Raw genomic sequence first — 21,918 nt, forward strand, 5'->3', positions numbered from 1 at the left:
ACTCCTTGACTCAAACCTGGATCTGACCAGCCAGCTGCTGGATGCGGATGACGACGAACTCCGCCGGCTTGAGCGGCGCGAAGGCGACGAGGATGTTGACGACACCGCGGTTGATGTCGTCCTGGGTGGTGGTCTCGCGGTCGCACTTGACGAGGTAGGCTTCCTTGGCGCTCTTGCCCTGGAAGGCGCCGAGGCGGAACAGGCTGTTCATGAAGGCGCCAAGGTTGAGCCGGATCTGCGCCCAGAGCGGCTCGTCATTGGGCTCGAAGACCACCCACTGGGTGCCGCGGTAGAGGCTTTCCTCTAGGAACAGGGCCAGGCGACGCACCGGCACGTACTTGTACTCCGAGCTCATCTGATCGGCGCCGCGCAAGGTGCGCGCGCCCCAGGACACGGCGCCGTAGACCGGCAGCACCCGCAGGCAGTTGACGCCCAGGGGGTTGAGCGCGCCGCACTCGCCATCGGTCAGGGTGTAGGCGGTCTTCTGCACGCCGCTGAGCGTGGCCTCGGTGCCGGCCGGCGCCTTCCAGACGCCGCGCTCGGCATCGGTGCGGGCGAACAGGCCGGCCACCGTGCCGCTGGGCGGGGTCAGGCGCAGCTTGCCATTGCGCAGCGGGTCGGCGATGTAAACCCAGGGGTAGTAGACCGCCGCATGGTCGGACTTGGGCAGGCCGGTGCCGTTGACGGCCGCCACCATCTGGGCCGGGTCCTGCGCCGAGGGCGGCGCGTCGATCACGAAGAAGGCGCGGCGCTCCTCGCAGTAGGCGGCCGCATCGGCCAGCACGCCGGGTTCGGTCACACCGGGCAGGCTGAGCAAGGTGAACAGATCCACCTCTTCCAGCGCATAGATGCCTTGGCGCTTGGCGCGGTCGGCAATGAAGGTGGGGTAGAGATCGGCCTCGGCGTAGGGCGTCTCGGTGCCGCCGGCCAGGTAGAGATTACCCGGCTGGGTGCTGGTGGCGCCGGCCAGCAGGTGCAGCTCGTTGGCAATGCTCTTGGCCGGGGCAGCGCTGACGGCGATGCTGCTGCCGGCACCCCGCGAACCGGTGGCCAGCACCAGGCTTGTGCCGCTGACCTTGACCGTGAAATCACGGTAGCTCGGGTGGCCCGGCTTCAAAGCACGCACGGCGGCTTGCAGGCGCGCCGCCACATCGTCGAGCTTGGCAGCCAGGTCAGCGCCTGCGGCGGCTGCGCTGCCGATATCGACCACATCAGGGCCATAGCCATCGAGGCTGATGCGCAGCGCGCTGTGCGTGGCATCCGGCAGGGTGTTGAGGTCATTGGCCGCAAACACAGCACTGCTCAGCGTGGCCGGATCGGGCACGGGTGCCGGGCGGATGGTCGCCACCGCGTCCACCTCCAGACCGCCCGAGGCAGCGCCCAGCTTGAGCACGCCGCTGGCATTGTTCTTCTGGCCGGCCAGCACCCGCAGCTGCGAGAACTCGCCGCCTTGGCCCGAGGTCATCAAGATCTGCTGGGTGCCCGGCGGGCGGGCGCAGGTGAACAGGTCGTAGGCCTGCTGGCTGTTGGCCTGGGCGCGCACCTGGAGCTGGATGGCGGCGCACAAGCTATCCAACCGCTGCGTGGCCGTGCCGCCGCCGATGTCGCCCGGCAAAGCGATCAGCACCTTGACCGGCGGCAGGCCGTTGACCGAGACCCGGAACTCGTTGTGGTTGGCGTCCAGCAATGTCGCAACATCGGCCAGGGGCAGGCTTCGCGAAGTGCCAGCCGGCAGGGCATCGAGCGCAGCCTTGCTGACCAGGCGGCTGAGCTTGACCAGCTGCGAGCTGGCATTGACCAGATCCAGCACATAGCGCGCATCGGCGGAGTTCATCGAGACATTGGCATAGCTCTCGGCCGCCCCATCCTCGGCGCGGAACAGCGAGAGGTTGAAGCTGCTGCCCGGGTTGGCGCTCTGGTGATCGACGCGGATCTCGATGCCATTGCCCGAGGCCCCCGCGTCCAGCGCCGTGAGCTTGAGCACATCGGCGGCGGCGGCATTGCGCAGGCTGCGTTCGGCCGTGCTGGCGTCCTTGACCAGGCGGATGGCATAGGCCTCGGTGCCGCCGTTCTGGAAGTACTGGCGCACGGCATAGCCCAGCTCGGAGTCGAGGGCCAGGCCGCCGAAGCGGCGCTCGTAGTCCGAGAAGCTGAACAGGCGCACCGCCTTGTTGATCGGCCCCCGGGGCGCGGAGCCGGCGAAGGCCGCGATGGCCGTCGCCACGCCGCTGATGGTGCGCACCCCGCTGGGCAGCTCCTCGATGTAGACGCCAGGATAGTTCAGTTGCGCAGGCATGATGGAAAACTCCTTCTGGCGCCGTTTCGACAAGGCGCACGACGCGACGCTCGGGACTCGATCCGCCCACCGCAGCACCGGGCCGCGGCGGCACGCTGCCTGTCACGACCGGGAATGGCTGCATCAGGCCCGCGCAGCCTATGAGGGGCGTTGACCGCACAACATCATTAGATTTGATGATGCGCGGTGCACCGACCTGGCAGGCGCGTGCGGGGGTTTTCGTTGTCGATCGCCCGCAAGCCCCGCCAGCATTGGGCAAAGCAGTGCAGGGCCTCGCGCCGAAAGCGCTGCCATGAGGGGCACTGAGGTTCTAGGGGGATGGGGGGCTCAACGCGCGATCGCGGCCACAGAACCAGGCGGCAAAGGCACAAAAGCACGCCCGGCCAGCGATCGCGCCCGCACGAGTTGCCAGGCCAAACCCTGCCCGAGCGCTCAGCCCCCCCGCGGCATGCCGAGGGTCGCGGCCACGCCCCGCCCCGATATCTGCCGCGCGCATGAGCTCTCGCGTTTCGCTTCGTTTCCTGACTGAAACCGCGTCCTAAGCTGGCAACTCTCGAAGGCCAAAGCGCCAACACAACCTCATCAGGAGACTGCCATGAGCATCACCGCCATCAATGTGCGCAACTAGGTCCGCGGCACCAGGCACAACGCCGCCATGCCACCCGACATGATCTGTCCAAGCCCCACCGGGTCAGAGCTCACTGACGGACGCGCCAGACCTATTTCTGCTGATGGAGGGTCAGGTCTTGCTGCAGCTGCAGGGGCTCGACCAGCGCTGGACCCTGCAGCTCGATGCCGGCGATTGGGCGGTCATCCCACCGGCCTTGCTGCTCCATCTGGCGGCCCGGCCCTCGCTCAACTTTGCCGAACGCGTGGATCTGCTGCGCTGGCGCCAGGAACCCGCACCACCGCCGTGCCCGAGCTGCGCCCCTCGCTGCAGCAAAGGCCCGATTGGACCCCGGCGCGCGCACCGCGCGCCGTGGCCTGGCCCGCTGCAGCACGGCAGGAAATCGCCGCCGAGCTGGCCGCTGCGGCCTGAACCGCGCAGCAGCGCCTGAAAATCAGCCCGGCAAGCGAAACGCGGCCACCGCCTTGACCAGTTGCTGGGCCTGCTGGCTGAGGCTGTCGGCGGCGGCCGCGCTTTGCTCGACCAGGGCTGCGTTCTGCTGCGTGGCCTGGTCCATATGGGCGACCGACTGGCCGACCTCGCGCACCCCAGCGCTCTGCTCGCCCGAGGCACGGCTGATCTCAGCCACCACCTCGGTGACCCGGCGGATGGCGCTGACGATTTCATCCATGGTCTGGCCGGCCTGGTTGACCAGCTCGGTGCCCTGCCCGACCTGGCCGACGCTGGTGTCGATCAAATCCTTGATCTCGCGCGCCGCCGCGGCGCTGCGCTGGGCCAGGCCGCGCACCTCGCCGGCCACCACGGCAAAGCCGCGCCCCTGCTCACCGGCACGCGCCGCCTCGACCGCGGCATTGAGGGCCAGGATGTTGGTCTGGAAGGCAATGCCATCGATCACGCCGATGATGTCGGCGATGCGGCGCGAGCTGTCGTTGATGCCGCCCATGGTGGAGATCACCCGGCCCATCATGTCGCCGCCGTTGAGCGCGACCTTGGAGGCCTGCTCGGCCAGCTGACGCGCCTGCTCGGCGTTGTCGGCGTTGTTGCGCACATTGGCATCGAGCTCGGACATGGTCGAGGTGGTGCGCTGCAAGGCATTGGCCTGCTGCTCGGTGCGGTCGGAAAGATCCTGGTTGCCGTGGGCGATCTCGGTGCTGGCACTGGCCACCTCGTCGGCATTGCGCTTGACCTCGCGCACGATGTCGGCAAAGCTGCCTTGCATCTCGGCCAGGGCGCGCAAGAGCTGCTGGGTTTCCTCGTTGCCGGCCGGTTCGATGCGGTTGCCCAGCTCGCCCGAGGCCAGGGCCTGGGCGACGCGCACCGCCTGATTCATGGGCCGCGTCATCTGGCGGGCCAGCCACAGCGAGGCCAGCAACATGGCCAGGGCCGAGGCCAGCCAGGCCACGGCCATCAGGTACCGGGTCATCTTGACTCCCTGCCCCGCCTGCTCATTCAGGCGTTCATTGGTTTTCTCGATGGCATCGGACATCTCCGCCATCTGGTCTTCCAGCTGGGTGAACGCGACCTGCAAAGCCGGACCGGCCTTTTGCGCCGCGGCGGCATCGTTGTGGGCGGCCTGGACCATCTCGCGCGCCGCTTGCACGTAACGCGCCACCAAGGGCCGGACCGTGCGCAAGGCCTGGCGGGCCTCCTCGCTGAGCGTGGCCTGGTCCAGCAGGGCCAGGTTCTTCTCGAAGGTGGCAGCATGCTCCTTGAGCCCGGCCTCCGCTTCAGAGATACGGGCTGCTTGCTGCTCCAAGGCGCCCAGCAGGGCGAGCTGAGCATCACCGCGGATGGCGTCATGCATCATGTCCGCCTCTTGGCTGGCCTGCAGCGCAGCGGCGGCATGGAGCGCGTCCTCGATATTGCCGCCGAGACGATTGGCCGACCACAAGCCGATGCCGCCGGTGAGGGTGGCCAGCAAGGTGCCGGCCAAACCCAGAGCCAAGACCTGAAACCGCAATTTCATTCGTGTCTCCCTGCTGATGCCAAGCCCCAATATCGGGCCTGGGCGCACGCAGAGCAAGCGAGATCGTGCCAAAAACGGCACGCACGCCACAGCAGGCTTCAGCGCGGCAGCAGCTTCAGGCTCAAGCTGCGCGTGCCATCGGCAGCCGGCTGCAGCGCGGTTTCAAGCTCGGCCAGACGCTGGTCCACCCGGGCCGCATCGCAAGCCGCGGCACAGCGGATGTGCAGCCACAGGCCGTCACGATCGCGCGCCCCGGAGGGCATGCGCGAGGCGATCTCGACGCTCGCACCCAAAGCCTCCAGCTGCGCGCTCAGGTCCACGCTGAGACGGGAAATCTCGGCCACGTCCGCCACCCTCCAGACGGCCACGGCCGCCTCTGGCGTCGGGGGCGCCCCGCGCCAGGCGCCCTCGGCGCTCCCCGGGTCCTTCGACGAGAGCAGCGGCCAGAGCAGCACACCACCCAGCATGAACGAGGCTGCCAGGCCCCAGGCCCAGCGGCCGCCGCTGGGCTTGCTGTGGCGAAGCGGGCTGTGATTGGCCGACTCGGGCGGCGGATTCTTCAGCGCCGTCACCGCCGCGGGCTGCAGCTGCAGGCCGGCACGGGCGCGCACCTCAGCCCAGTCCATGGCCGCGAGCGGCGGCTGCGGCAGTCGATCCAGGCCGCGGCGCAGGCGCTGGCCTTGCTGCCAGGCCTCCTTCGACTCACTTTCGGCAGCGCCTTCCGAGGGCGCCGGCTGCGGCCGGCCGGCCAGACCGTCCAGCCAATCGCCGGCCTGACGCAAGGCCTGTGCATCGGGCGTGCTCGCGTCCGGCGGAAGTTGGGGTGGGTGCTCAGCAGTCATGGCAGTCTTGCATCAAGGGCAGAAGTTTGGCCCGGCACTGGGCCAGGTAGACCGTGGTGGCGTGCTCGCTGCGACCGAGGCGCTGGGCCAGTTCGGCCCGGGTCCAGCCCTCGACATAAGCCAGGTAGAGAACCTCGGCTCGCTCGGGTTCCTGGGCCTGAAAACGTCGAAAAGCTCGCTGCACACAGTCGCTCAGATCATTGAGATGCGTGCTTTCGGAAAAGCTCAGGCCTGGGCCCAGGGTCAGGTCTTGCGCCACGGCGTCCTCGTCCGGCTCGGCCCCCAGCTGCAGGGGCTGCTGGCGCCGCAGATGGGCCCGCAAGGCGTTGCCGGCAATCTGCCAGAGCCAGGTCGAGAGCTGGGCCTCGCCGCGAAAGCCGGCCAGGCCGCGCAGGGCCGCGGCAAAACTGTCCTGCACCAGCTCATGGGCCAGGGCCTCGCTGCAGCCGCAGGTGCCCACGAAATAGCGCAGCAGGCGCGGATACCACTGCGGATACAGCGCGGCCAGATCGGCCTCACTGGCACCGGCACGCGGGGCCGGTGCTTCTGGTTCATCCTCGGTGCGATCGAACATGGGGCTGGTTAGGATTCGGCCCGGGCGAGCCGGCGCCAGACGAGGGGCCGGCCAAGAGGCACGGCAACGGGACAAGAAAAATCGGGCACATGGGAGAACACCGCAGGCCGCGCCTCCAGCGCAACAATCAAAGCGTGCGACGCGCAGGCTTGCGCTTCGCACGGGCGCTGACTGTAACCCTGAGCCTGCTCAGTTTCGGGCCCCTGCGGGCAAATCCCGAGAGCACCTGCGCGCGCGATCCCGAGGCGCTGGCGCGGCAGCCGCACCCCGGCCTGGCGGCCATGAACCGCGAGGCCTTCAACATCGAGACCCTGTCGGATCGCCACCGGCTCTACCAAGCCTGGGAAGACTGCGCCTGGCAGCTGATGCCCGACGAAGTGGCCGGCTTTTCACTCTGGGCCTTGCATGGCTTTCGGCTCCATCAGATCCTCAGCGAGCGGCCCGACCGGCCGCTGCCGGAACTGCTGGACCTTCATCGCCCCCACGAGGCGCGGGCTGCGGCCTCTGGCGACGCTGAAACCCGCATGCAGATGCTGCGCATGCTCTGGGGCGGCCTGCTGAACCAGGGCCGGCTCAGCGAAGCGCAAAGCCTGCTGGATGGCGAGATCCAGTCCCGCGTGCAGGTCCTGCGAGCGGCCGGACCCGGTGCCCGCAGCCCCGCCGCCGAGCGGGCCCAGGAGGAGCTGGTCAGCCTCAGCGAAAGCCTCTACGGCACCGTCGGCGCGCGGCCGCAGATGGAAGCCCTGGCCGAGACCCTGGCCCGGGAACTCGGTCCCGATGCAGCGCCGACCCTGATCCTCGCCCGGCCCTTGACGGCCTACCACCGGCGGCTCGGCCGCATCGACCAGGCCTGGCATCTGATCGACACCGCCTTCCAGCGCGCCCAGGCTGAGCAAGCCGGCGACGAACGCCTGCTGCGCCTGCTGCAGAGCGAGCGCTCCATCGTGATGTACGAGCGCGGCCAGGTGATGGAGGCGATCCGCGAGCATGAGCAGGTGGTGGCCTACTGGGAGGCCGAGCAGGCCGCCGGCCGACCGGCCTGGATGCGCCTGGGCCGGGCCTACAACAATCTGGTTCGCTTCAGCCATGCCGCGGGCGACTACCCACGGGTGCTGCAGGTGGCCGAGAAAGCCGCACGCAGCCCCGGCCAGGCCTTCGGCCTGGTCTACACCGAGGCCTTGCCCACCCGGCTGTACGAACAGCTGGCCCGCCACCATCTGGGTGATGCGCAGGCGCTGGCACGGGGTCGGGACATCGTCGAGGGCGAGGGATTCGGCAGCAACTACACCCTGTTCTTTTCCGAAGCCCTGCTGCCTCTGGCCGAACGCGAGGGTGACACCGAGCTCATGCGCTGGGCCGCAGGCGAGGTCGAGCGCATCGTGACCAAGCACAGCACACCGCTGCAAAGCAACCGCGCCATCCTGCACCTGGCCCGGGCACGGCTGGAGCCACGGCTGCGCGCCTGGCACCAGTGGCGCGCCCTGGCCCTGGGGGCCATGGGCCGCAGCCCGGCCCATGAATCCCAAGCCTTGTTCGAGAACGCCCAGCGCCTCAGCGCAAGCCAGCCCCGCCTGGCCCTGGTCTTCTACAAGCTCGGTGCTCTGGCCTTGCGGCGTTTGCGCAGCGATTTGCCGCAAGACAGCGCCGACCTGCAGCGTGCCGGTCTGGCCCGCTACGAGCACCATCTGCGGGCCTGGGTCGAGCTGCTGATCGACCAAGGCCGCTTCAAGGACAGCGAAGCGGCGCTGGCCTTTCTGCAGGAGGAAGAACGCGGCGAGCTGCTGCGCGGCGGGCGCCGCAGCGCCAGCGACGGCGAGCGTCATCTGCGGCTCAATGCCGCAGAACGCCACTGGCACGGAGCCCTGGCCGACATCGGCCGCGAGCTGCGCCAAGCCTCCGACCGCATCGACAGCGAGATCGAGCAGACCGTGGGCCTGCTGGACCGCACAGCTGTGCGCTCGCAGGCCGCCCAGACAGCACTGGACGCCGCCGTGCAACAACTGCGTCAGCTGGCGGAAGACGAGGCCGAGCCGACCGAAACCGCTGAAAACGCCAGAGCCGATCCGGCCCCGAGCCGCAGAGCGGCCCTGGCACCCGGCCATGCCCGCCTCAGCTACTTCTTTCTGCGCGAGGGCCGGCTGAGCCTGCGGGTGCAAGCCGCCGGCCAGCCCACCCGCCATCTGCAGCTGCCCCTGACGCGCACCGCCCTGGCACGGCAGACCCTGGCCCTGCGTCAATGCCTGGAGCGCCGCTGCGAGCAAGACCTGACCCTCTCGCAGGCGCTCTACCTGGCTGTGATGGCGCCTGCCCTGCGCCTGCTGCCCGTTTCACCGAAGCCCCAGCACCTCGACATCGCGGCGGATGATGTGCTGCGCTACCTGCCTTTTGCCGCCCTGCATGATGGCCAGCGTTACCTGGTCGAACGCGTCAGCCTGAGCATGGACAGCGGCCTGCCGGCCGCCGCCACACCGCCGCCCGAGCTGCGCCAGGGCGCGCTGGGCCTGGGCCGCAGCCTGGCCAGCGAGGACGGCCGCCTGGCGCCCCTGCCGGCCGTGCGGCGCGAGCTGGCGGCACTGCGCCAACACACCGGTGCCCTGCTGCAGCTGGACCATGATTTCACCGCCCGTCGCCTGCAAGCCGCGCTGGAAGCCGGCCCGGCCCTGGTGCATCTGGCCAGCCATTTCGTGCTCGATCCGGCCGGGCGTGAGCAGTCCTATCTGCTGCTGGGTGACGGTCAGAGCTTGAACCTGGTGGAGCTGGGTCGCCTGCCCTGGGCCGGCGTGCAGCTGGCCGTGCTCTCGGCCTGCGAGACCGCCCTGGTGCTGGACGAGGGTGCCAGCAGCCGGCGCGGGCGCGGCCGCGAATGGCTGGGCCTGGCGGCCACCTTGCGCGGGGCGGGCGTGCAGCAGCTGATGGCCACCCAGTGGCGGGTGGCCGACGACAGCACGGCCGATTGGTTGAGCGCCTTCTACGCCCAGCCTCCGTGGCAAGCCGCTTCGGCGCGCGCGCAGGCGCGTGCTAACCTCGGCCCCGCGCTGCTGGCTCGTGCCCAGCGGCATTGGTTGCAGCAGTACCGCGGCCATACCCGCGCCCACCCGCATTTCTGGGCCGCCTTCACCTGGATTCATTGAACGAATTCGCCGTGCGCCCTGCTCTTGACGCCTGCTCTCCACGCCATTCACGCCGCCATTGCCTGCTGACTCTGGCCGCCCTGGGCTGGGCACCGGCCCAGGTCGGGGCAGCCCCCACCGCCCGCCTGCCCGGCATGGACCGGGCCTTGCTCATCGGCGTGTCGCGTTACCCGGCCTTGCCGGCACGGCTCTGGTTGCATGGCCCGGACAATGATGTGGCCCTGATGCAAGAGCTGCTGCGCAGCCAGGGCTTGGAGGCCGGCCGCATCCAGGCCCTCAGTGGCGCACCGAGCCGAACCGACATCCTGCAAGCCATGGAAGACCTGGCCCAGCAGGCTCGGGCGGGCGAGCGCCTGCTGTTCTATTACTCCGGCCACGGCAGCCAACAACCACAAGCCGGCGAGGCCCGCTGGCCTGAAGCCGACGGCCTGGACGAAGTGCTGCTGCCCGCCGACGTGCAGTCCTGGAGCGGCGAAGGCGCCAGCGGCCAGATTCCCAACGCCCTGCTCGACGACGAGATCGGCACATGGATCGACCGCCTGGTCGACCGCGGCGCCCAGGTCTGGGCCGTCTTCGACACCTGCCATGCCGCCGGCATGGCGCGCAGCGAGCCAGGCGAACCCAGCCCCGGCCCACGCGTGCGCGCCCTGCACCCGGCCGAGCTCGGCCTGACCCTGAGCCATGCACGCAGCAGCGCGGCAGACGCGAAGGCGACACGCGCCCCCGGCCGCTTCGGCAGCCCGCGCAGCGACGGCCGCACCCTGCTCTTCGCCGGCCGCAGCCACGAGCGGGTGCGCGAGGAATGGATGCCCAAGGGCGGCAGCCTGGCCAACACCCGCTTGCACGGCGTCTTCACCTGGCACCTGGCCCAGCTGCTGCGCCAGCAAGGCTGGCTGGACGGCGAACGCCTGATCGAGCAGGTGCGCCAGCGCTTTCTGGCCGAACAGCGGCTCAGCCCCGTGCCCATGCTGCTGGGCCAGCGGCGCTGAGCTGGCTCCGCGCGGGCAACGCCGTCCGCAGACACGAAAGGGGCCGGCCGGCTGTTTTTCGCTCGATATCCGGCGGCCCGCTTGCCGCACAATGTTTGCATCCGGCCCCCATCGTGGCCGGCCACGAAGCCGGATGCCCGAAGAATCCACGCCGCCGCCCCCTTCTGAGCTGCCAAGCTCCCGCCTGGCCGGGCTGCTGACGCTCGGCCCTTTCGCGGCCATCGGCCTGGTGCTGGTGATGCTCTGGGGCTTTGTGGTCTGGTTCACCCTGTTCTACCCGGCTCAGCTGCTGCAGGACCAGCGCAGCGAGATGGCCAGCGCCACCGAGGCCGCAGCCGCCCAGACCGAGGCGGTGTTCCGCGACGCCGAGCGCAGCCTGCGCACCATCGATTTGTGGCTGCTGACCCGCGGTCAGCGCGAGCCTCTGGCCGATGTCTCCCTGGCCCAGCTGGCCGACACCTTGCGTGAGACCTCGCGTGGCATGGTCGATGTGCTGCTGCTGGATGCCCAGGGCCTGGCCTTCCGCATCCCGGCCATCAGCGGCCAGCCGGCGGCCGATTTGTCACAGCAGCAGGCCTACCTCGCCCTGCTGGCCGACCATGCAGAGGCCAAGCCTGTGCTCGGTCTGCCTTTGCAGCTGCGCGCGAATGGGCCCATGCAGATTCCCATGCTGATGCGCCTGAGCGCCAGTGACTCCGGTCTGCCCATGGCCGTGGCCTTGATTGATTTGACCCGCCTGCAGCGCCTGCATGGCTTCTTCGCCCGTGGTCCGGCCGCCGCGGTGACCCTGCTGCGCGCGGACGGCGTGGCGCTGTCGCGCGTGCCCGAGCTGCCCGGCTTCATCGGCCGGGATGTGTTCGCCGATCGGCCTGAGCGCCGCGCTGACTTCAGCGGCCGCGAGGGCTTTTTTGCCACCAGCGGCGCGGCCAGCGACGGCCAGCCGCGCCACGGTGCCTACCGCAGCCTCGATGTGTTTGGCCTGCAGCTTCTGGTCTCGCAGGGCGACAACGCGGCGCTGGCGCGGCACCGGATCGAACGCCTCGTGGTGATCGGTTTCAGTGTCGTGGTCAGCGGCCTGGCCTTGCTGATGACGGCGGTCTTGGCGCGCACGCAAAGGCGCGTGCGCCTGGAAGAGGCGATCCAGCGCGCCGCCAGCGATGCCTCCCCCCTGGGCCTGTTCCGCTGCGATCAGAGCGGCCGCATGGTCTACGCCAACCCGACCTATCTGCAATTGCAAGGCCTGCGCGAAGATCAGCTGGCCTGGGGCTGGCTGGAGCTGCAAGCGCCGGAGCGGCGCGAGCGCGTGCGCAGCAACTGGCTGGAGATGATCCGGCGCGGCGAGGGCCTCAAGGCCTTCAGCCGCATCCAGCGCCCCGATGGACAGCGCCGCCTGCTGGCCGTGCGCACCGCGCCGCTGCGCCTGGATGGCAAGCTGCAGGGTCAGGTCGGCACGGTCGAGGACATCACCGAGCTGGCCGAGCAGCAGCGCGCCGCCCGCACCCTGAACGCCATCTTTGCCCTGACGCCCGATTACGTCTGCCAGCTGGATCAGAACCACCGCCTGATCTACATGAACCCGGCCGCCCGCCAGCGCCTGGGCGTGCCCATGGACAGCGATCTCAGCGACACTGCCTACACCGACTTCTTCGCCCCCGGCGGCGCTGAACGCTTCCGTGAGGAGATCCTGCCCGCCGTGCTGGCCCAGGGCCAGTGGCAGGGCCAGGGCACAGTGCTCGACGGGCAGCGCCAGCCCGTGCCCTGCATGGCCACCGTCTTGCTTCACCGCAAGGCCAGCGGCGCGGTGGAGACGCTCTCGGTCATCCTTCGCGACATCTCGGCCGATGTGCGCGCCCAGCGTGAGCGCCAGCGCACCGAGGCCATGATGCGGGCCATTGCCCAGACCTCGCAGGCCATGATCTCGGTGCTCGATCTGGAAGCCCGCTTCCTCTTCTTCAACCAGGCCTTCGAGCGGCGCTACAACGTCCGCCGCGAAGCTTGGCTGGGCCGCCATGTGGCCGAACTGCTGGGCGACGAGGAATACCAGGCGCGCCGCCCGGCCATCGATCGTGCGTTGCAAGGCCTGGCCACCCAGCTGGAGCGCGTCTATGACCGCAGCACGGCCCAGGCCGCCGATGCCCGCTCGCAGGCCACGAGCGAGGACATGGCCCTGGTGCTGCAGCTGCGCTACGCACCGCTGCGCAGCGAGAGCGAGGCCATCGAAGGCGTGATCTGCATCGCCCACGATGTGACCGAGGCGCGGCGCGAGGAGCAGCGCCTGCGTGACGCCTCGCAAACCTGCCCCCTGACCCAGCTGCTCAACCGACGCGGTTTCAACAAGAAGGCGCAAGACCTGTTCGATGCCGTCAGCACCCGGCGCAGCAGCGGCTATGCCGCCCTGCTCTACCTGGATTTGGACCGTTTCAAGCCGGTCAATGACCAGCATGGCCACCCGGTCGGCGATGCCCTGCTCAAGGCCGTGGCCGGGCGCCTGCGCCATGTGCTGCGGCCGCAAGACCTGGTGGCCCGCCTGGGCGGGGACGAGTTCGCCGTGCTGCTGCCAGGCCTGCAAGATCCAGGCGCCGCGCGCATCGTGGCCGAGAAAATCATCCAGGCCATCGGCACACCCTTCCGTATCGAGCAGCTGGAACTGCACATCGGCATCAGCGTGGGCTTTTGCATCAGCCCCAACCACCGCCTGCTGCTCGAGCCCATGGTGGCCGAGGCCGATGCCAAGCTCTACGAAGCCAAACGCGCCGGCCGCAACTGCGCGCGCGGCAATCTCGACCAGCTGGGCTGAGGCGGCGTGTCGGCCTCAGCCGCGCGCCGGCGCCCGCAGGCGCAGCAAGGCCGTCTGCAGCACGCGGGCATCGGCGCTGGCGCGGTGGCGGTCGAGCTGGAGCTCTTCGCGCACCTGTTCGCGCAGCTGATGCCAGCAGGCCGCCTCGGCCTCGCTGAGCAGGCAGCGCAAATCCTGCAGATGGAAGGCCGGCATCATGTCCGCGCTGTCGAACAGCCGCGCCAACCAGGAGTAGTCATGGGCCCAGGCGTCGCAGTAGACCGTCTGGCCCGCCAGGCGCTCGTTGATCTGGGCAGCCACCCAAGCGGGCGGCTTGCCGTGGCGGCGCAGGATCTCGCGGCTGATGCCGTGCACCAGTTCGGCACTCGGGTCCCAGTGCAACCAGTCGGGCTCGGGCTGGATCAGGGAGCAAAAGACCGTGCCGCTGGGCTCGACAAAGCCCACCTCGATGGGGTAGCTTCCGCGGCCAAAGCCCGAGGCCTCCACATCCAGGATGGCGGGGGCTCGCAGGGCCAGGGGGCTGGGGCTGTGCAGGACCGCGGTCATGCCGCAGTGTAGGCCGCGGCGGCCGAAATTCAGACAGGGTTGTCGAGCACCTGCTCGCGCTCGAACAGCTCGATGGCGACGCGACCGACCTGCTGGGTGTCGTAGAAGGCGTAGGCGCTGACCGCCGCCGCGCCCAGCACGGGCACCCAGCGCGAGACGGTCTTCTGCAGCAGCTTCTCGCCCAGCTTGGCGCCCAACTGGCCGGCCACGCGCTGCAGCAGCGCGGTGGTGGCCGGCCGCACCAGCCAGCGCCCGCCCACCCGCACGGCCAGGTCACGCACCGCCTGGGCGGCCGTGTGGCGGAACAGGCAGTACAGCATCTGCGCCTGGCCCAGCTCGGCCGTGCGCCCGTAGAGCGCGGCAATATCGGCCACCAGCTGAGACTGGATGCGCCAGACTGCCAGCATCTCGGGCAGCACCGTGAGCCAGCCCAGCGGCCCGGGCGGCAGGGCCAGAGAGCCGGCCGCCAGCGCCGCCTTGGCCGCGGCCTCGCCGGTGGCCTGGCGCGCGGCATCGGCCGGGCGCATGCTGGGCAGGGCTTGCGACTCCGGCCGCTGCGCCACCAGGCTGAGCACCGCCTGGGCGATGCGATCGGGCAAGCCCTCGCCTGCGGGCGGGATCATCAAGGGGCCGCCGCCGCTCATGCCAGCACCTCGCCGCGCACGCCTCGCAAAGGGCAGGCCGGCTGCGGCGCCTGCAGCTGGGCCAGCAACTCGGCGCGCAGACCTTGCAGGCCGGCAATGCGGGCATCGATCTCTTGCAGCTTGCGCGCCAGCACAGCCTGCAGCTCATCCGCCGTGGCGGCCGGCTGCGCATCCGTCACCCGGGGCAAGTCGGCCTCGATCTCGGCCAGGCTGAAGCCCAGGCCCTGGGCCATGCGCACATAGCCCAGCCAGCGCACGGCCTCGGGCGGGTAGTCGCGATAGCCGTTGTCGCTGCGGCGGGCGCGAAGCAAGCCGCGCTTTTCGTAGAAGCGCAAGGTGTCCCGGCTCAAGCCGGTGCGGGCGGAGAGTTCACCGATCTGCATGGCGGATGGAGGGTGGGTTCACAAGGTCGGAGAAAAAAGGCGGAGGCCAGGGCTTGACCCTGGAGCGTACTCCAGGCCCGAGGCTGCGGCCCTGGCTGTGGAGATGGGCCTGTCGCGCCCGGCTTCAAGCCCAACCCTTGGCACTTTCAAGCCCGTTCAACGTCCTGGAGATTCCATGTTCCCGTCCTCTGTCCTCAGCATCACATGGCCGCGATTCCACCCAAGCCGCTACCTGCACCTGGTGCGCGCCAGCGGGCTCTACGATCTGCTGCTCACCGTCGGCTTTGCCACGCCCTGGACCCTGGCCTGGCTGTTGCCCCAGCTCTCTGCCCTGAATCAGGCCCTGGGCGGCCAGGCCTTCCCCGCTTTCGAGCCCCTGCACGCCTTGTTCTGCCAGCTGATGGGCAGCCTGGTCACCGTCTGGTCCCTGCTGCGACTGTGGCGCCCGCAGATTCATCTGGGCCGATTCGATGCCGCGGCGCGCGCACTGTTCTCGCTCTGGATGGCCCTGGCCTGGTGGCAGACCCAGGCCCCCTTGCTGCTGGTCTTTCTGCTGCCCGAGATGCTCTGGGGCCTGAGCCAGGCCTGGCCGATTCGCAGCGCTGATCAATAGGACCCACCCCAACTTTCACGGATCAAGCCCCAAGGTCGCCGCCCCGCGCGGCGGCGTCTTGCTTTTTGCGCAAGCCAACACGGAGCCGATGCGCTTGATCGCATTTCCGGCGTCACGGATCGACGAATTGCTAAATTCGTGCAATTGGTCACTTGGTATTTTTATCATTTGCAGTGAAATCACAACCAGCCCATCGGCATCAGGTTTCGCGTAGATCGCGCTTGCAGGCAAGGGTGGCTGTGCTGACAGCGGCGCCCGGCACGCTCCATCGTTCTGTTCCAGCCGCCGCCCCACGCACGCTTCAAGGAGTATCTTCATGAGCCGGCTCACCTCCGCATGCGACACGGTCAGGACGAGAGAAGCCATGTCCAGCGGAGCGACATTGCCGCCCCCTGCTCCCCGGCTGAGCGGCTTGACCCTCAATCGGGCGTGAGTCCCCTAGCCCCGAACCCGCGCCATGAACCAGCCTGCCACCACCGCCCTGGTCCTCAGCGGCGGCGGCGCGCGGGCGGCCTATCAGGTGGGCGTGCTGCAGGCCATCACGGCCATGCGCCGCCAGCATCAGCACAGCCGCGGTGATCCAGCAAACCCCTTTGGCGTCATCGTCGGCACCTCGGCCGGCGCCATCAACGGCGCGGCCCTGGCCTGCCATGCCGACCACTACGACGCCGGGGTCGACCAGCTGGCCGAGGTCTGGTCGCAATTCAGCGCCGAGCAGGTCTACCGCAGCGACGCGCTGGGCGTGGCGCGCAGCGGCGCGCGCTGGCTGAGCATGATGTCGCTGGGCTGGGCGCTGGCGCGCTTTCGCCCGCGCTCGCTGCTGGACAACACGCCGCTGGGCGGCCTGCTCAGCCGCCTGGTGCCCATGAGCCGCCTGCCCAGCATGCTGGCGCGCGGCCATCTGCAAGCGCTGGCGGTGACCGCTTCCAGCTACAGCAGCGGCGAGCATGTCAGCTTCTACCAGGCCGCGCGGCCGATCGCCCCCTGGTTGCGCTCCAGCCGCCTGGCCGTGCCGACCATGCTGACGCAAGAGCATCTGCTGGCCTCCTCGGCGATTCCCTTCATCTTTCCGGCCACGCGCCTGCACCACGACGGCCTCGGCGCCTGGTATGGCGACGGCTCGATGCGTCAGACGGCGCCGCTCTCGCCGGCCATCCATCTCGGCGCACGCCGCCTGCTCATCATCGGCGCCGGTCGCATGCACGAGCCGGCCCTGCAGCGCGAGAGCAGCTCAGCCTACCCCAGCCTGGCCCAGGTGGCCGGCCATGCACTCTCGGGCATTTTTCTCGACGCGCTGGCGGTGGACATCGAGCGCATGGAGCGCATCAACCGCACCCTGGCCCTGCTGCCGCCCGAGGCCCTGGCCGAGACACCGCTGCGGCCGCTCGACGCCCTGGTGATCGCGCCCTCGCAGCGCCTGGACGACATCGCCGCTCGCCATCTGGAGAGCCTGCCGCGCGCTGTGCGGACCCTCTTGCGCGGCACCGGGGTGGGCAAGACTGCGCCCGGCGGACCAAGACCACAGGGGGCTGCCCTGGCCAGCTACCTGTTGTTCGAAGCACCTTACACGCGCGAACTGATGGCACTCGGGCAAGCAGACACCTGGGCACAGGGTCACAAGGTGGCGCGCTTCTTCGGCTGGCAGACCTTGGAGAAGGCAGCGCCGCAACCAAGAGAAGGGGCTCGGCCGGTCGACAGTGAGCTCAAGCCATGGCCCGCTTGAAGGCCAGGGCGGCGTCGGTGCTCAGGTGGCGCAGGATGCCCTGCTCGCGCGTGCCCCAGGCCTGGCCTTCGGGCAGCTCCAGCACCAGCACGGCCGGGTTGGCATCGTCACCGACCATGGGCGCGAAGATGCGGGTGGGGCCGCGCTCCAGAGTCTCATGGCGCTCGGTCCAGTCGCGGCTGCAGGCGGCGCAAGGGCTGTCAGGGTCGCTGACGGCGATCTTCAGCGGCAGGCCTTCATGCTCGCCCTTGGACGATTCGCCCATCACCAGGGTCTGGCCGCTGGCATCGCGGCGGTAGACAGCCAGCACCTCGGCGCTCAGCACCGAGCGCAGCTCGCGGCAAAGCACGGTGAAGATCAGGCCCGGGCTGCGCTGGCGCCAGATCTCACGGCCCAGCACCACCAGCTGCTGCAACTGCTCGTGGGCGGCCTGCAGCTTGGCCAGGCGCTCTTCCTTGGCCTGGGCCTGCTGGCGGGCATGCTGGCGCTCGTTGCGCGCCACCTCGACCTGCTGGCGGGCATGGCGTGAGGCCGTGGCCCAGGCGGCCTGGCGCGCGGCCATGGCGCGGCGCTCCATGGCATAGGCCTCCTCGGGCCGGCCGGCCTGGCTCAGGGCCTCCGCGGCAGCGTCCAGAAGCTCAGGTTTGGGTTGGTAGGCTTCCAGCGCCTGCGCCTGCTCGAGGGCCAGCTGCAACCAGCTCAGCACCGTGTCGGGTGTGGCCCCGCTGCGCCGCTCGATCTCGGCCACCAGGGCACGCAGCTCCACCAGATCACTGCGCTGTTGCTGGGCGGTGGCAGCCTTGATGGCCTCCAGGGCCACAGACTTGGCCTCGTCGAGCCGCCCCAGGTGCATCAAAGCCCGGGCCCGGCCGAGGACGACACCGGTGCGCATATCGCTGGAATGCGAATGCCGCTCGCGCTGACCCAACAGCTCGAAATGCTTGAGCGCTTCCTCGTAGTGGCCATGGTCCAGCTCGGCCTGGCCGAGGTAATCCAGCGCCATCATGGCGGTGCGGCTGTGCGGATGCTGGGCCAGGGTCTGCAGGCATTCGCGCAGCAGCTCGCGTGCCGACTCGGTCTGGCCGACGCGGCGCAAGGCCTCGCCGGTCTGGGCCAGGCACAGGCCGATGGCACCGGGCCAACGCACGCGCCGCGCCACGGCCAGGCCTTTCTTGAGCCAGGCCAGGGCGGTTTCGAAATCGGAAATGCTGGTGTAGCTGTAGCCCAGATTGGAGGCCGCGCCGATGGCGCGCCGCACCTGGCCCGATTCCAGGCTGGCCTCGTAGGACTGCTCCAGAAAAGCAGCCGCCTCGACATACTCGGAGCCCAGGCCATGTTCGAGGGCGCGGTAGTCCGACAACGCCGCGCGGCACATGGCCGACAGGCCCTCGCCGCTGGAGGGCAGCTGCTCGGACCAGGTGGCCCGGGCCAGCTCGAAATCGAGGAAGAGATCGGCGCGCGCCAGGCAGGCCCGGTAGTAGAGCTGGCGCTCGGCGTCCTGGGCCTGATCGGCCCAGTCCAGCGCGCTCTGCTGGGCGTCGCGTTGCAGGTCGACATCGCCTCGGTCGGCATGGATGCTGGCTTGCAGCCCATGCAGATCGGCCTGCACACAGGGGTTGGGGTGGGCTTGCAGCTCAGCGCGGGCACGCTCCACGCAGGCCTGGGCGTCGTCCAGACGCATCATCAGCATGGCCACCTCGCCCTGCACCAGATGCAGGCGGGCGCGCATGGTGCTCAGGGCCGCCGGGTCCATGAAGGCGGTCTGCTCCTGCGACTCCTCCAGCTCCTTGAGCAGGGCCGTGGCCAGGGCCTGGGCGCGCGGGCTGTTGAGCTGGCGCAGGCCCCAGGCCACCGCCAGACGTGAGTTCCAGTCGGAGCTGTCTTGCAGCTGCTGGGCCGCGGCCTGCACCTCACGTTCCAGAGGAAACAGGAGCAGCTCATGTGCGAATGCCATCCAGGCCTCCCGGGCAAGGGATTCAGATGGCCAAGAGCCTAGCCGTTGACCTGCCCCAACCATCCGCGGAAAAGCCCGCGCTTTGCCCGGTTGCCGCGACGCTGCAACAAGACCCCCTGCACTTGCGGGGGTGAGCCAGGCCAAGCGCGCAGGAATGCCCGGGGCTCGGGCTTCAGCCCTGCCTATACTGGGCCGATCTCGTCTTCATTCGGAAATATGAAGCGCGTCCCCGGGCCCCGGCCCGGGCCCTGCGTGGCTGGTTTGGAATCTGAATGTTGGCTGCCTTTTTTGTCTCCTGCTCGACCCCGCTGCGGCGCGCGCCCGGGTGGCTGCGCGGGCGCCTGCGGCGCCGGCTCGAGCTGGGCCTGGGTCTGCTGCTGGGCGGCCTGGCCGGCGGCCCCTGCCAGGCTCAGGCCCTGCCACAGCAGGCCGTGGTGGCGCAATCGGCCCTGGCCACCGGCGCCATCCTGCAAGCCATCGTCAGCTACACCCGCTGGCCGCAAGGCCCGGCCACCCTGGGCCTGTGCGTCAGCCGCAGCGCCAGCGATGCACAGGAGATCGCCCGCCAGGTCCAGCCCCTGCACGACGGCCGCCAGCTCGAGGTCCATCTGATCGAGGCCAATCAGAGCGCCCTGCCGCCCCATTGCCAGGCCGTCTACCTGGAAGGCTGGCAGCCCGAGCCGCTGCGCCAGCTGCTGCGCAGCCTGGCCCAGCAAGCGGTGCTGACCCTGGGCCGTGGGCCCGAGTTCTGCAGCGACGGCGGCATGTTCTGCCTCGAGGCCCAGGACGGCCGCACCCGCTTCGAGGTCAACCTCGACGCCGTAGCCCGCAGCGGCCTGCGCGTGCACCCTCAGGTGCTGCGCCTGGCCAAGCCCCAGGGGCGCAAGGCATGAGCAAGCACTGGCGCCATCTCTGGGCTCAAGGCCCAGCCCATCACGCCCGGCCGGTGCCCAGCGTGCTCGAGCTGATGCGTGCGGCCAGCTGGCGCATCGGGTGGCTGTCGGTGCTCAGCGTCGGTCTGGTGCTGACCGTGGGCGCCGCCCTGCTGCTGCACCTGTCCACGGTGCGCAATCTGGAGTTGCAGGCACGCTCGCTGGCCTATTCGGTGGAGGCCGCCGTGGTGTTCCAGGACCGGCAGGCCACCGAAACCCTGCTGCAAGAGCTGCTGCTCCACGAACCGGTGTCGGCCGCGCGGGTGCGCCTGGGTGCCCACAGCCTGCGCGATCTGCCGCGCCCGGGCGCGGCCGGCACGCTGCTGGATGAAGACTTCGCCTGCTACCGCAAGGCCGATGCCCAGGGCAGCTGGGCCCGGCTGGCCGAATCGCTCTGGCCGGTGCGCGCCGAGGCACCGGTGCTGGCCCAGGGCCAGGTGCAGGCCGTGGTGGAGCTGCAGGCCGATGCCAGCGCCCTGCTCAGCCTGATGAGCTGGGCCGCCGCGGGCGTGCTGCTGGCCATGGGCCTGGCCGGAGTGGCGGTGCTGCGCGTGTCGCACCGCCTGGCCGATCGCCTGGTCCTGCCCCTGCAAGCACTGGCCGAGCACAGCCGCCAGATGCGCCAGCTGCGCGAGCCCCACAGCCCCTTGCTGGCCCTGCGCCAGGCCCCGCGTGCGGGCGTGCGCGAGCTGGACCAGCTCAGCGCCGATTTCGACGCCCTGCTGCAGGAGCTCAGCGAGCACCAGCAGCAGTTGCTGCGCGAGCATGACGCGCTGCGACATGCCCATGCCGAGCTCAGCGACCAGGCCGCTCGCGACGGCCTGACCGGCGTGGCCACGCGCGCCCATTTCGAGCGCGTGCTGGCCAGCACCTTGTCACAAGCCAGCCGCGCGGGCGGCTGCTTCTCGCTCTACTTCATCGACGCCGATCACTTCAAGACCATCAACGACGAGCATGGCCACGAGGCCGGCGACTGCGTGCTGGTGGCCGTGGCCCAGCGCCTGAGCCGCAGCGTGCGCGCACAGGACCTGGTGGGGCGCCTGGGCGGCGACGAGTTCGTGGTCCTGGTCCATGGCCTGCGCCAGGCTACCAATGCCCCGGCAATTGCAGAGCAGCTGCGCAGTGCCGTGGCCCAGCCGGTGACCTTGCCCAATGGATCCATCGTGGTGCCCGGCATCAGCGTCGGCCTGGCGATCTTCCCCACCCATGGCCTGAGTGCTGCCGAGCTGATGAAGGCGGCCGACCAGGACATGTACCAGCGCAAGCGGGCGGCACGCAGCGTGCCGGCCCCTGGCTCATCAAGCAGGAGTTCACTTGAAGCAGCCCCGACACGCCCCACACCCAGCCCGGACTGAGACCGGCCTCAACACCCATGACCGGGCCGCCGGCCTGACGCAGCGTCGCGCGCTGCTTGGCCTGCCCCTGCTGCCCCTGCTCTTGCAGGCCTGCCAAAGCAGCCCCGGCACGGCAGCCGTCATCACACCGCCCTCGCCCTGGAACGAGCAGCAACGGCGCCGCCTGCAAGAGCTGGGCTTTGTGCCGAACGGCGATGAGTGGGAGTTGAACCTGGCCACCAGCCTGCTGTTCGGCTTCGATTCCGACCGCCTGCAGCTGGAGCAGAGAAAGCGCCTGATCGAGCTGGGCCAGCAGCTGCGCGAGGTCGAGGTGCCACGGCTGCGAATCGAGGGCCACAGCGACGCCGTAGGCGACGCCAGCTACAACAAGCAGCTGTCCCTGCGCCGAGCCAGCGCCGTCAGCCACGCACTGCAAGGCGCGGGCTGGCCCAGCAGCGCGCTGAAAACCCAGGGCTTCGGCCACGAGAAACCGATCGCCGACAACAGCAACGAAACCAACCGTGCCAAGAACCGGCGCGTGGTGCTGATCGCGATGGCCGGCTGAG

General features: G+C 69.7%; 18 protein-coding genes. 9 read left to right on the top strand and 9 right to left on the bottom strand.

The features are described 5' to 3' along the window. Positions 1–10: 10 nt before the first annotated feature. The gene (locus C1O66_RS11105; RefSeq protein WP_102767934.1) at positions 11–2,296 is read right to left on the bottom strand and encodes a phage tail sheath family protein; all 2,286 of its coding nucleotides are present in this window, start codon (positions 2,294–2,296) and stop codon (positions 11–13) included. Between the two features lie 913 nt (positions 2,297–3,209). Between C1O66_RS11105 and C1O66_RS24615 the strand changes: the two genes are divergently transcribed. Then, entirely contained in the window at positions 3,210–3,335 is a 126-nt protein-coding gene (locus C1O66_RS24615; protein WP_271008411.1) for a hypothetical protein, read from the top strand. A gap of 22 nt (positions 3,336–3,357) precedes the next feature. Here C1O66_RS24615 and C1O66_RS24080 read toward each other — a convergent pair whose 3' ends face one another. From C1O66_RS24080 to C1O66_RS11120, 3 genes are all read right to left on the bottom strand, one after another. Further along, positions 3,358–4,890 (bottom strand): methyl-accepting chemotaxis protein, encoded by a 1,533-nt coding sequence (locus C1O66_RS24080; RefSeq protein WP_243392772.1) that lies wholly within the window; start codon positions 4,888–4,890, stop codon positions 3,358–3,360. 98 nt (positions 4,891–4,988) lie between these two features. Further along, entirely contained in the window at positions 4,989–5,732 is a 744-nt protein-coding gene (locus C1O66_RS11115; protein ID WP_133155175.1) for a hypothetical protein, read from the bottom strand. Next, entirely contained in the window at positions 5,722–6,306 is a 585-nt protein-coding gene (locus tag C1O66_RS11120; RefSeq protein ID WP_102767936.1) for an RNA polymerase sigma factor, read from the bottom strand. Before C1O66_RS11120 ends, C1O66_RS11115 begins: the two co-directional genes overlap by 11 nt. Before the next feature lie 134 nt (positions 6,307–6,440). Here C1O66_RS11120 and C1O66_RS11125 point away from each other — a divergent pair, with 134 nt between their 5' ends. From C1O66_RS11125 to C1O66_RS11135, 3 genes are all read left to right on the top strand, one after another. Beyond that, positions 6,441–9,437 carry a CHAT domain-containing protein gene (locus C1O66_RS11125; protein ID WP_165794562.1) on the top strand — a complete coding sequence of 999 codons (2,997 nt, stop codon included), beginning with the start codon at positions 6,441–6,443 and terminating at the stop codon, positions 9,435–9,437. Between the two features lie 11 nt (positions 9,438–9,448). Further along, positions 9,449–10,426, top strand: coding sequence for a caspase family protein (locus C1O66_RS11130; protein ID WP_133155176.1), 978 nt, complete (start codon positions 9,449–9,451; stop codon positions 10,424–10,426). Positions 10,427–10,559: 133 nt separating this feature from the next. Beyond that, positions 10,560–13,223: a diguanylate cyclase domain-containing protein gene (locus C1O66_RS11135; protein ID WP_165794563.1), complete on the top strand. Its 2,664-nt coding sequence runs from the start codon at positions 10,560–10,562 to the stop codon at positions 13,221–13,223. Positions 13,224–13,238: 15 nt separating this feature from the next. Here C1O66_RS11135 and C1O66_RS11140 read toward each other — a convergent pair whose 3' ends face one another. The 3 genes from C1O66_RS11140 to C1O66_RS11150 are packed head-to-tail and all read right to left on the bottom strand — an operon-like array spanning position 13,239 to position 14,796. Then, complete coding sequence (locus C1O66_RS11140; RefSeq protein ID WP_102767940.1) at positions 13,239–13,769, bottom strand: 3'-5' exonuclease; 531 nt, start codon at positions 13,767–13,769, stop codon at positions 13,239–13,241. Positions 13,770–13,798: 29 nt separating this feature from the next. Continuing rightward, positions 13,799–14,413: a hypothetical protein gene (locus C1O66_RS11145; RefSeq protein ID WP_102767941.1), complete on the bottom strand. Its 615-nt coding sequence runs from the start codon at positions 14,411–14,413 to the stop codon at positions 13,799–13,801. Further along, on the bottom strand, positions 14,410–14,796 hold the full coding sequence (locus C1O66_RS11150; RefSeq protein ID WP_102767942.1) for a MerR family transcriptional regulator: 387 nt from the start codon (positions 14,794–14,796) through the stop codon (positions 14,410–14,412). Before C1O66_RS11150 ends, C1O66_RS11145 begins: the two co-directional genes overlap by 4 nt. A 175-nt stretch (positions 14,797–14,971) precedes the next feature. Here C1O66_RS11150 and C1O66_RS11155 point away from each other — a divergent pair, with 175 nt between their 5' ends. Then, entirely contained in the window at positions 14,972–15,409 is a 438-nt protein-coding gene (locus C1O66_RS11155; protein WP_102767943.1) for a hypothetical protein, read from the top strand. Between the two features lie 15 nt (positions 15,410–15,424). Here C1O66_RS11155 and C1O66_RS23685 read toward each other — a convergent pair whose 3' ends face one another. Continuing rightward, positions 15,425–15,727: a hypothetical protein gene (locus C1O66_RS23685; protein WP_133155177.1), complete on the bottom strand. Its 303-nt coding sequence runs from the start codon at positions 15,725–15,727 to the stop codon at positions 15,425–15,427. 139 nt (positions 15,728–15,866) lie between these two features. Here C1O66_RS23685 and C1O66_RS11160 point away from each other — a divergent pair, with 139 nt between their 5' ends. Beyond that, a complete protein-coding gene (locus C1O66_RS11160) occupies positions 15,867–17,132 on the top strand; it encodes a patatin-like phospholipase family protein (protein ID WP_102767944.1) in 1,266 nt (421 codons plus the stop codon). On the opposite strand, the gene C1O66_RS11165 is transcribed toward C1O66_RS11160, so the two are convergent. Beyond that, positions 17,113–19,086: a hypothetical protein gene (locus tag C1O66_RS11165; RefSeq protein ID WP_102767945.1), complete on the bottom strand. Its 1,974-nt coding sequence runs from the start codon at positions 19,084–19,086 to the stop codon at positions 17,113–17,115. The two genes, C1O66_RS11160 and C1O66_RS11165, sit on opposite strands and share 20 nt — an antisense overlap. A 272-nt stretch (positions 19,087–19,358) precedes the next feature. Here C1O66_RS11165 and C1O66_RS11170 point away from each other — a divergent pair, with 272 nt between their 5' ends. Genes C1O66_RS11170 through C1O66_RS11180 form a run of 3 tightly spaced genes read left to right on the top strand, consistent with a single transcriptional unit; the run spans position 19,359 to position 21,917 of the window. After that, positions 19,359–19,979 carry a YfiR family protein gene (locus C1O66_RS11170; protein ID WP_102767946.1) on the top strand — a complete coding sequence of 207 codons (621 nt, stop codon included), beginning with the start codon at positions 19,359–19,361 and terminating at the stop codon, positions 19,977–19,979. Beyond that, the gene (locus C1O66_RS11175; RefSeq protein ID WP_102767947.1) at positions 19,976–21,373 is read left to right on the top strand and encodes a sensor domain-containing diguanylate cyclase; all 1,398 of its coding nucleotides are present in this window, start codon (positions 19,976–19,978) and stop codon (positions 21,371–21,373) included. The genes C1O66_RS11170 and C1O66_RS11175 overlap by 4 nt, the downstream gene beginning before the upstream one ends. After that, positions 21,333–21,917 (top strand): OmpA family protein, encoded by a 585-nt coding sequence (locus C1O66_RS11180; protein WP_165794564.1) that lies wholly within the window; start codon positions 21,333–21,335, stop codon positions 21,915–21,917. The genes C1O66_RS11175 and C1O66_RS11180 overlap by 41 nt, the downstream gene beginning before the upstream one ends. Position 21,918 lies beyond the last annotated feature (1 nt).

It is taken from the genome of Paucibacter aquatile, assembly GCF_002885975.1.
GTDB classification, from domain to species: Bacteria; Pseudomonadota; Gammaproteobacteria; order Burkholderiales; family Burkholderiaceae_C; genus Paucibacter_A; species Paucibacter_A aquatilis.

Coding starts and splice junctions, on each gene's coding strand:
- C1O66_RS11105 (WP_102767934.1), bottom strand. CDS start 2,296: ATGCCTGCGCAACTGAACTATCCTGGCGTCTACATCGAGGAGCTGCCC.
- C1O66_RS24080 (WP_243392772.1), bottom strand. CDS start 4,890: ATGAAATTGCGGTTTCAGGTCTTGGCTCTGGGTTTGGCCGGCACCTTG.
- C1O66_RS11115 (WP_133155175.1), bottom strand. CDS start 5,732: ATGACTGCTGAGCACCCACCCCAACTTCCGCCGGACGCGAGCACGCCC.
- C1O66_RS11120 (WP_102767936.1), bottom strand. CDS start 6,306: ATGTTCGATCGCACCGAGGATGAACCAGAAGCACCGGCCCCGCGTGCC.
- C1O66_RS11135 (WP_165794563.1), top strand. CDS start 10,560: ATGCCCGAAGAATCCACGCCGCCGCCCCCTTCTGAGCTGCCAAGCTCC.
- C1O66_RS11140 (WP_102767940.1), bottom strand. CDS start 13,769: ATGACCGCGGTCCTGCACAGCCCCAGCCCCCTGGCCCTGCGAGCCCCC.
- C1O66_RS11145 (WP_102767941.1), bottom strand. CDS start 14,413: ATGAGCGGCGGCGGCCCCTTGATGATCCCGCCCGCAGGCGAGGGCTTG.
- C1O66_RS11150 (WP_102767942.1), bottom strand. CDS start 14,796: ATGCAGATCGGTGAACTCTCCGCCCGCACCGGCTTGAGCCGGGACACC.
- C1O66_RS11155 (WP_102767943.1), top strand. CDS start 14,972: ATGTTCCCGTCCTCTGTCCTCAGCATCACATGGCCGCGATTCCACCCA.
- C1O66_RS23685 (WP_133155177.1), bottom strand. CDS start 15,727: ATGAAGATACTCCTTGAAGCGTGCGTGGGGCGGCGGCTGGAACAGAAC.
- C1O66_RS11160 (WP_102767944.1), top strand. CDS start 15,867: ATGAACCAGCCTGCCACCACCGCCCTGGTCCTCAGCGGCGGCGGCGCG.
- C1O66_RS11165 (WP_102767945.1), bottom strand. CDS start 19,086: ATGGCATTCGCACATGAGCTGCTCCTGTTTCCTCTGGAACGTGAGGTG.
- C1O66_RS11170 (WP_102767946.1), top strand. CDS start 19,359: ATGTTGGCTGCCTTTTTTGTCTCCTGCTCGACCCCGCTGCGGCGCGCG.
- C1O66_RS11175 (WP_102767947.1), top strand. CDS start 19,976: ATGAGCAAGCACTGGCGCCATCTCTGGGCTCAAGGCCCAGCCCATCAC.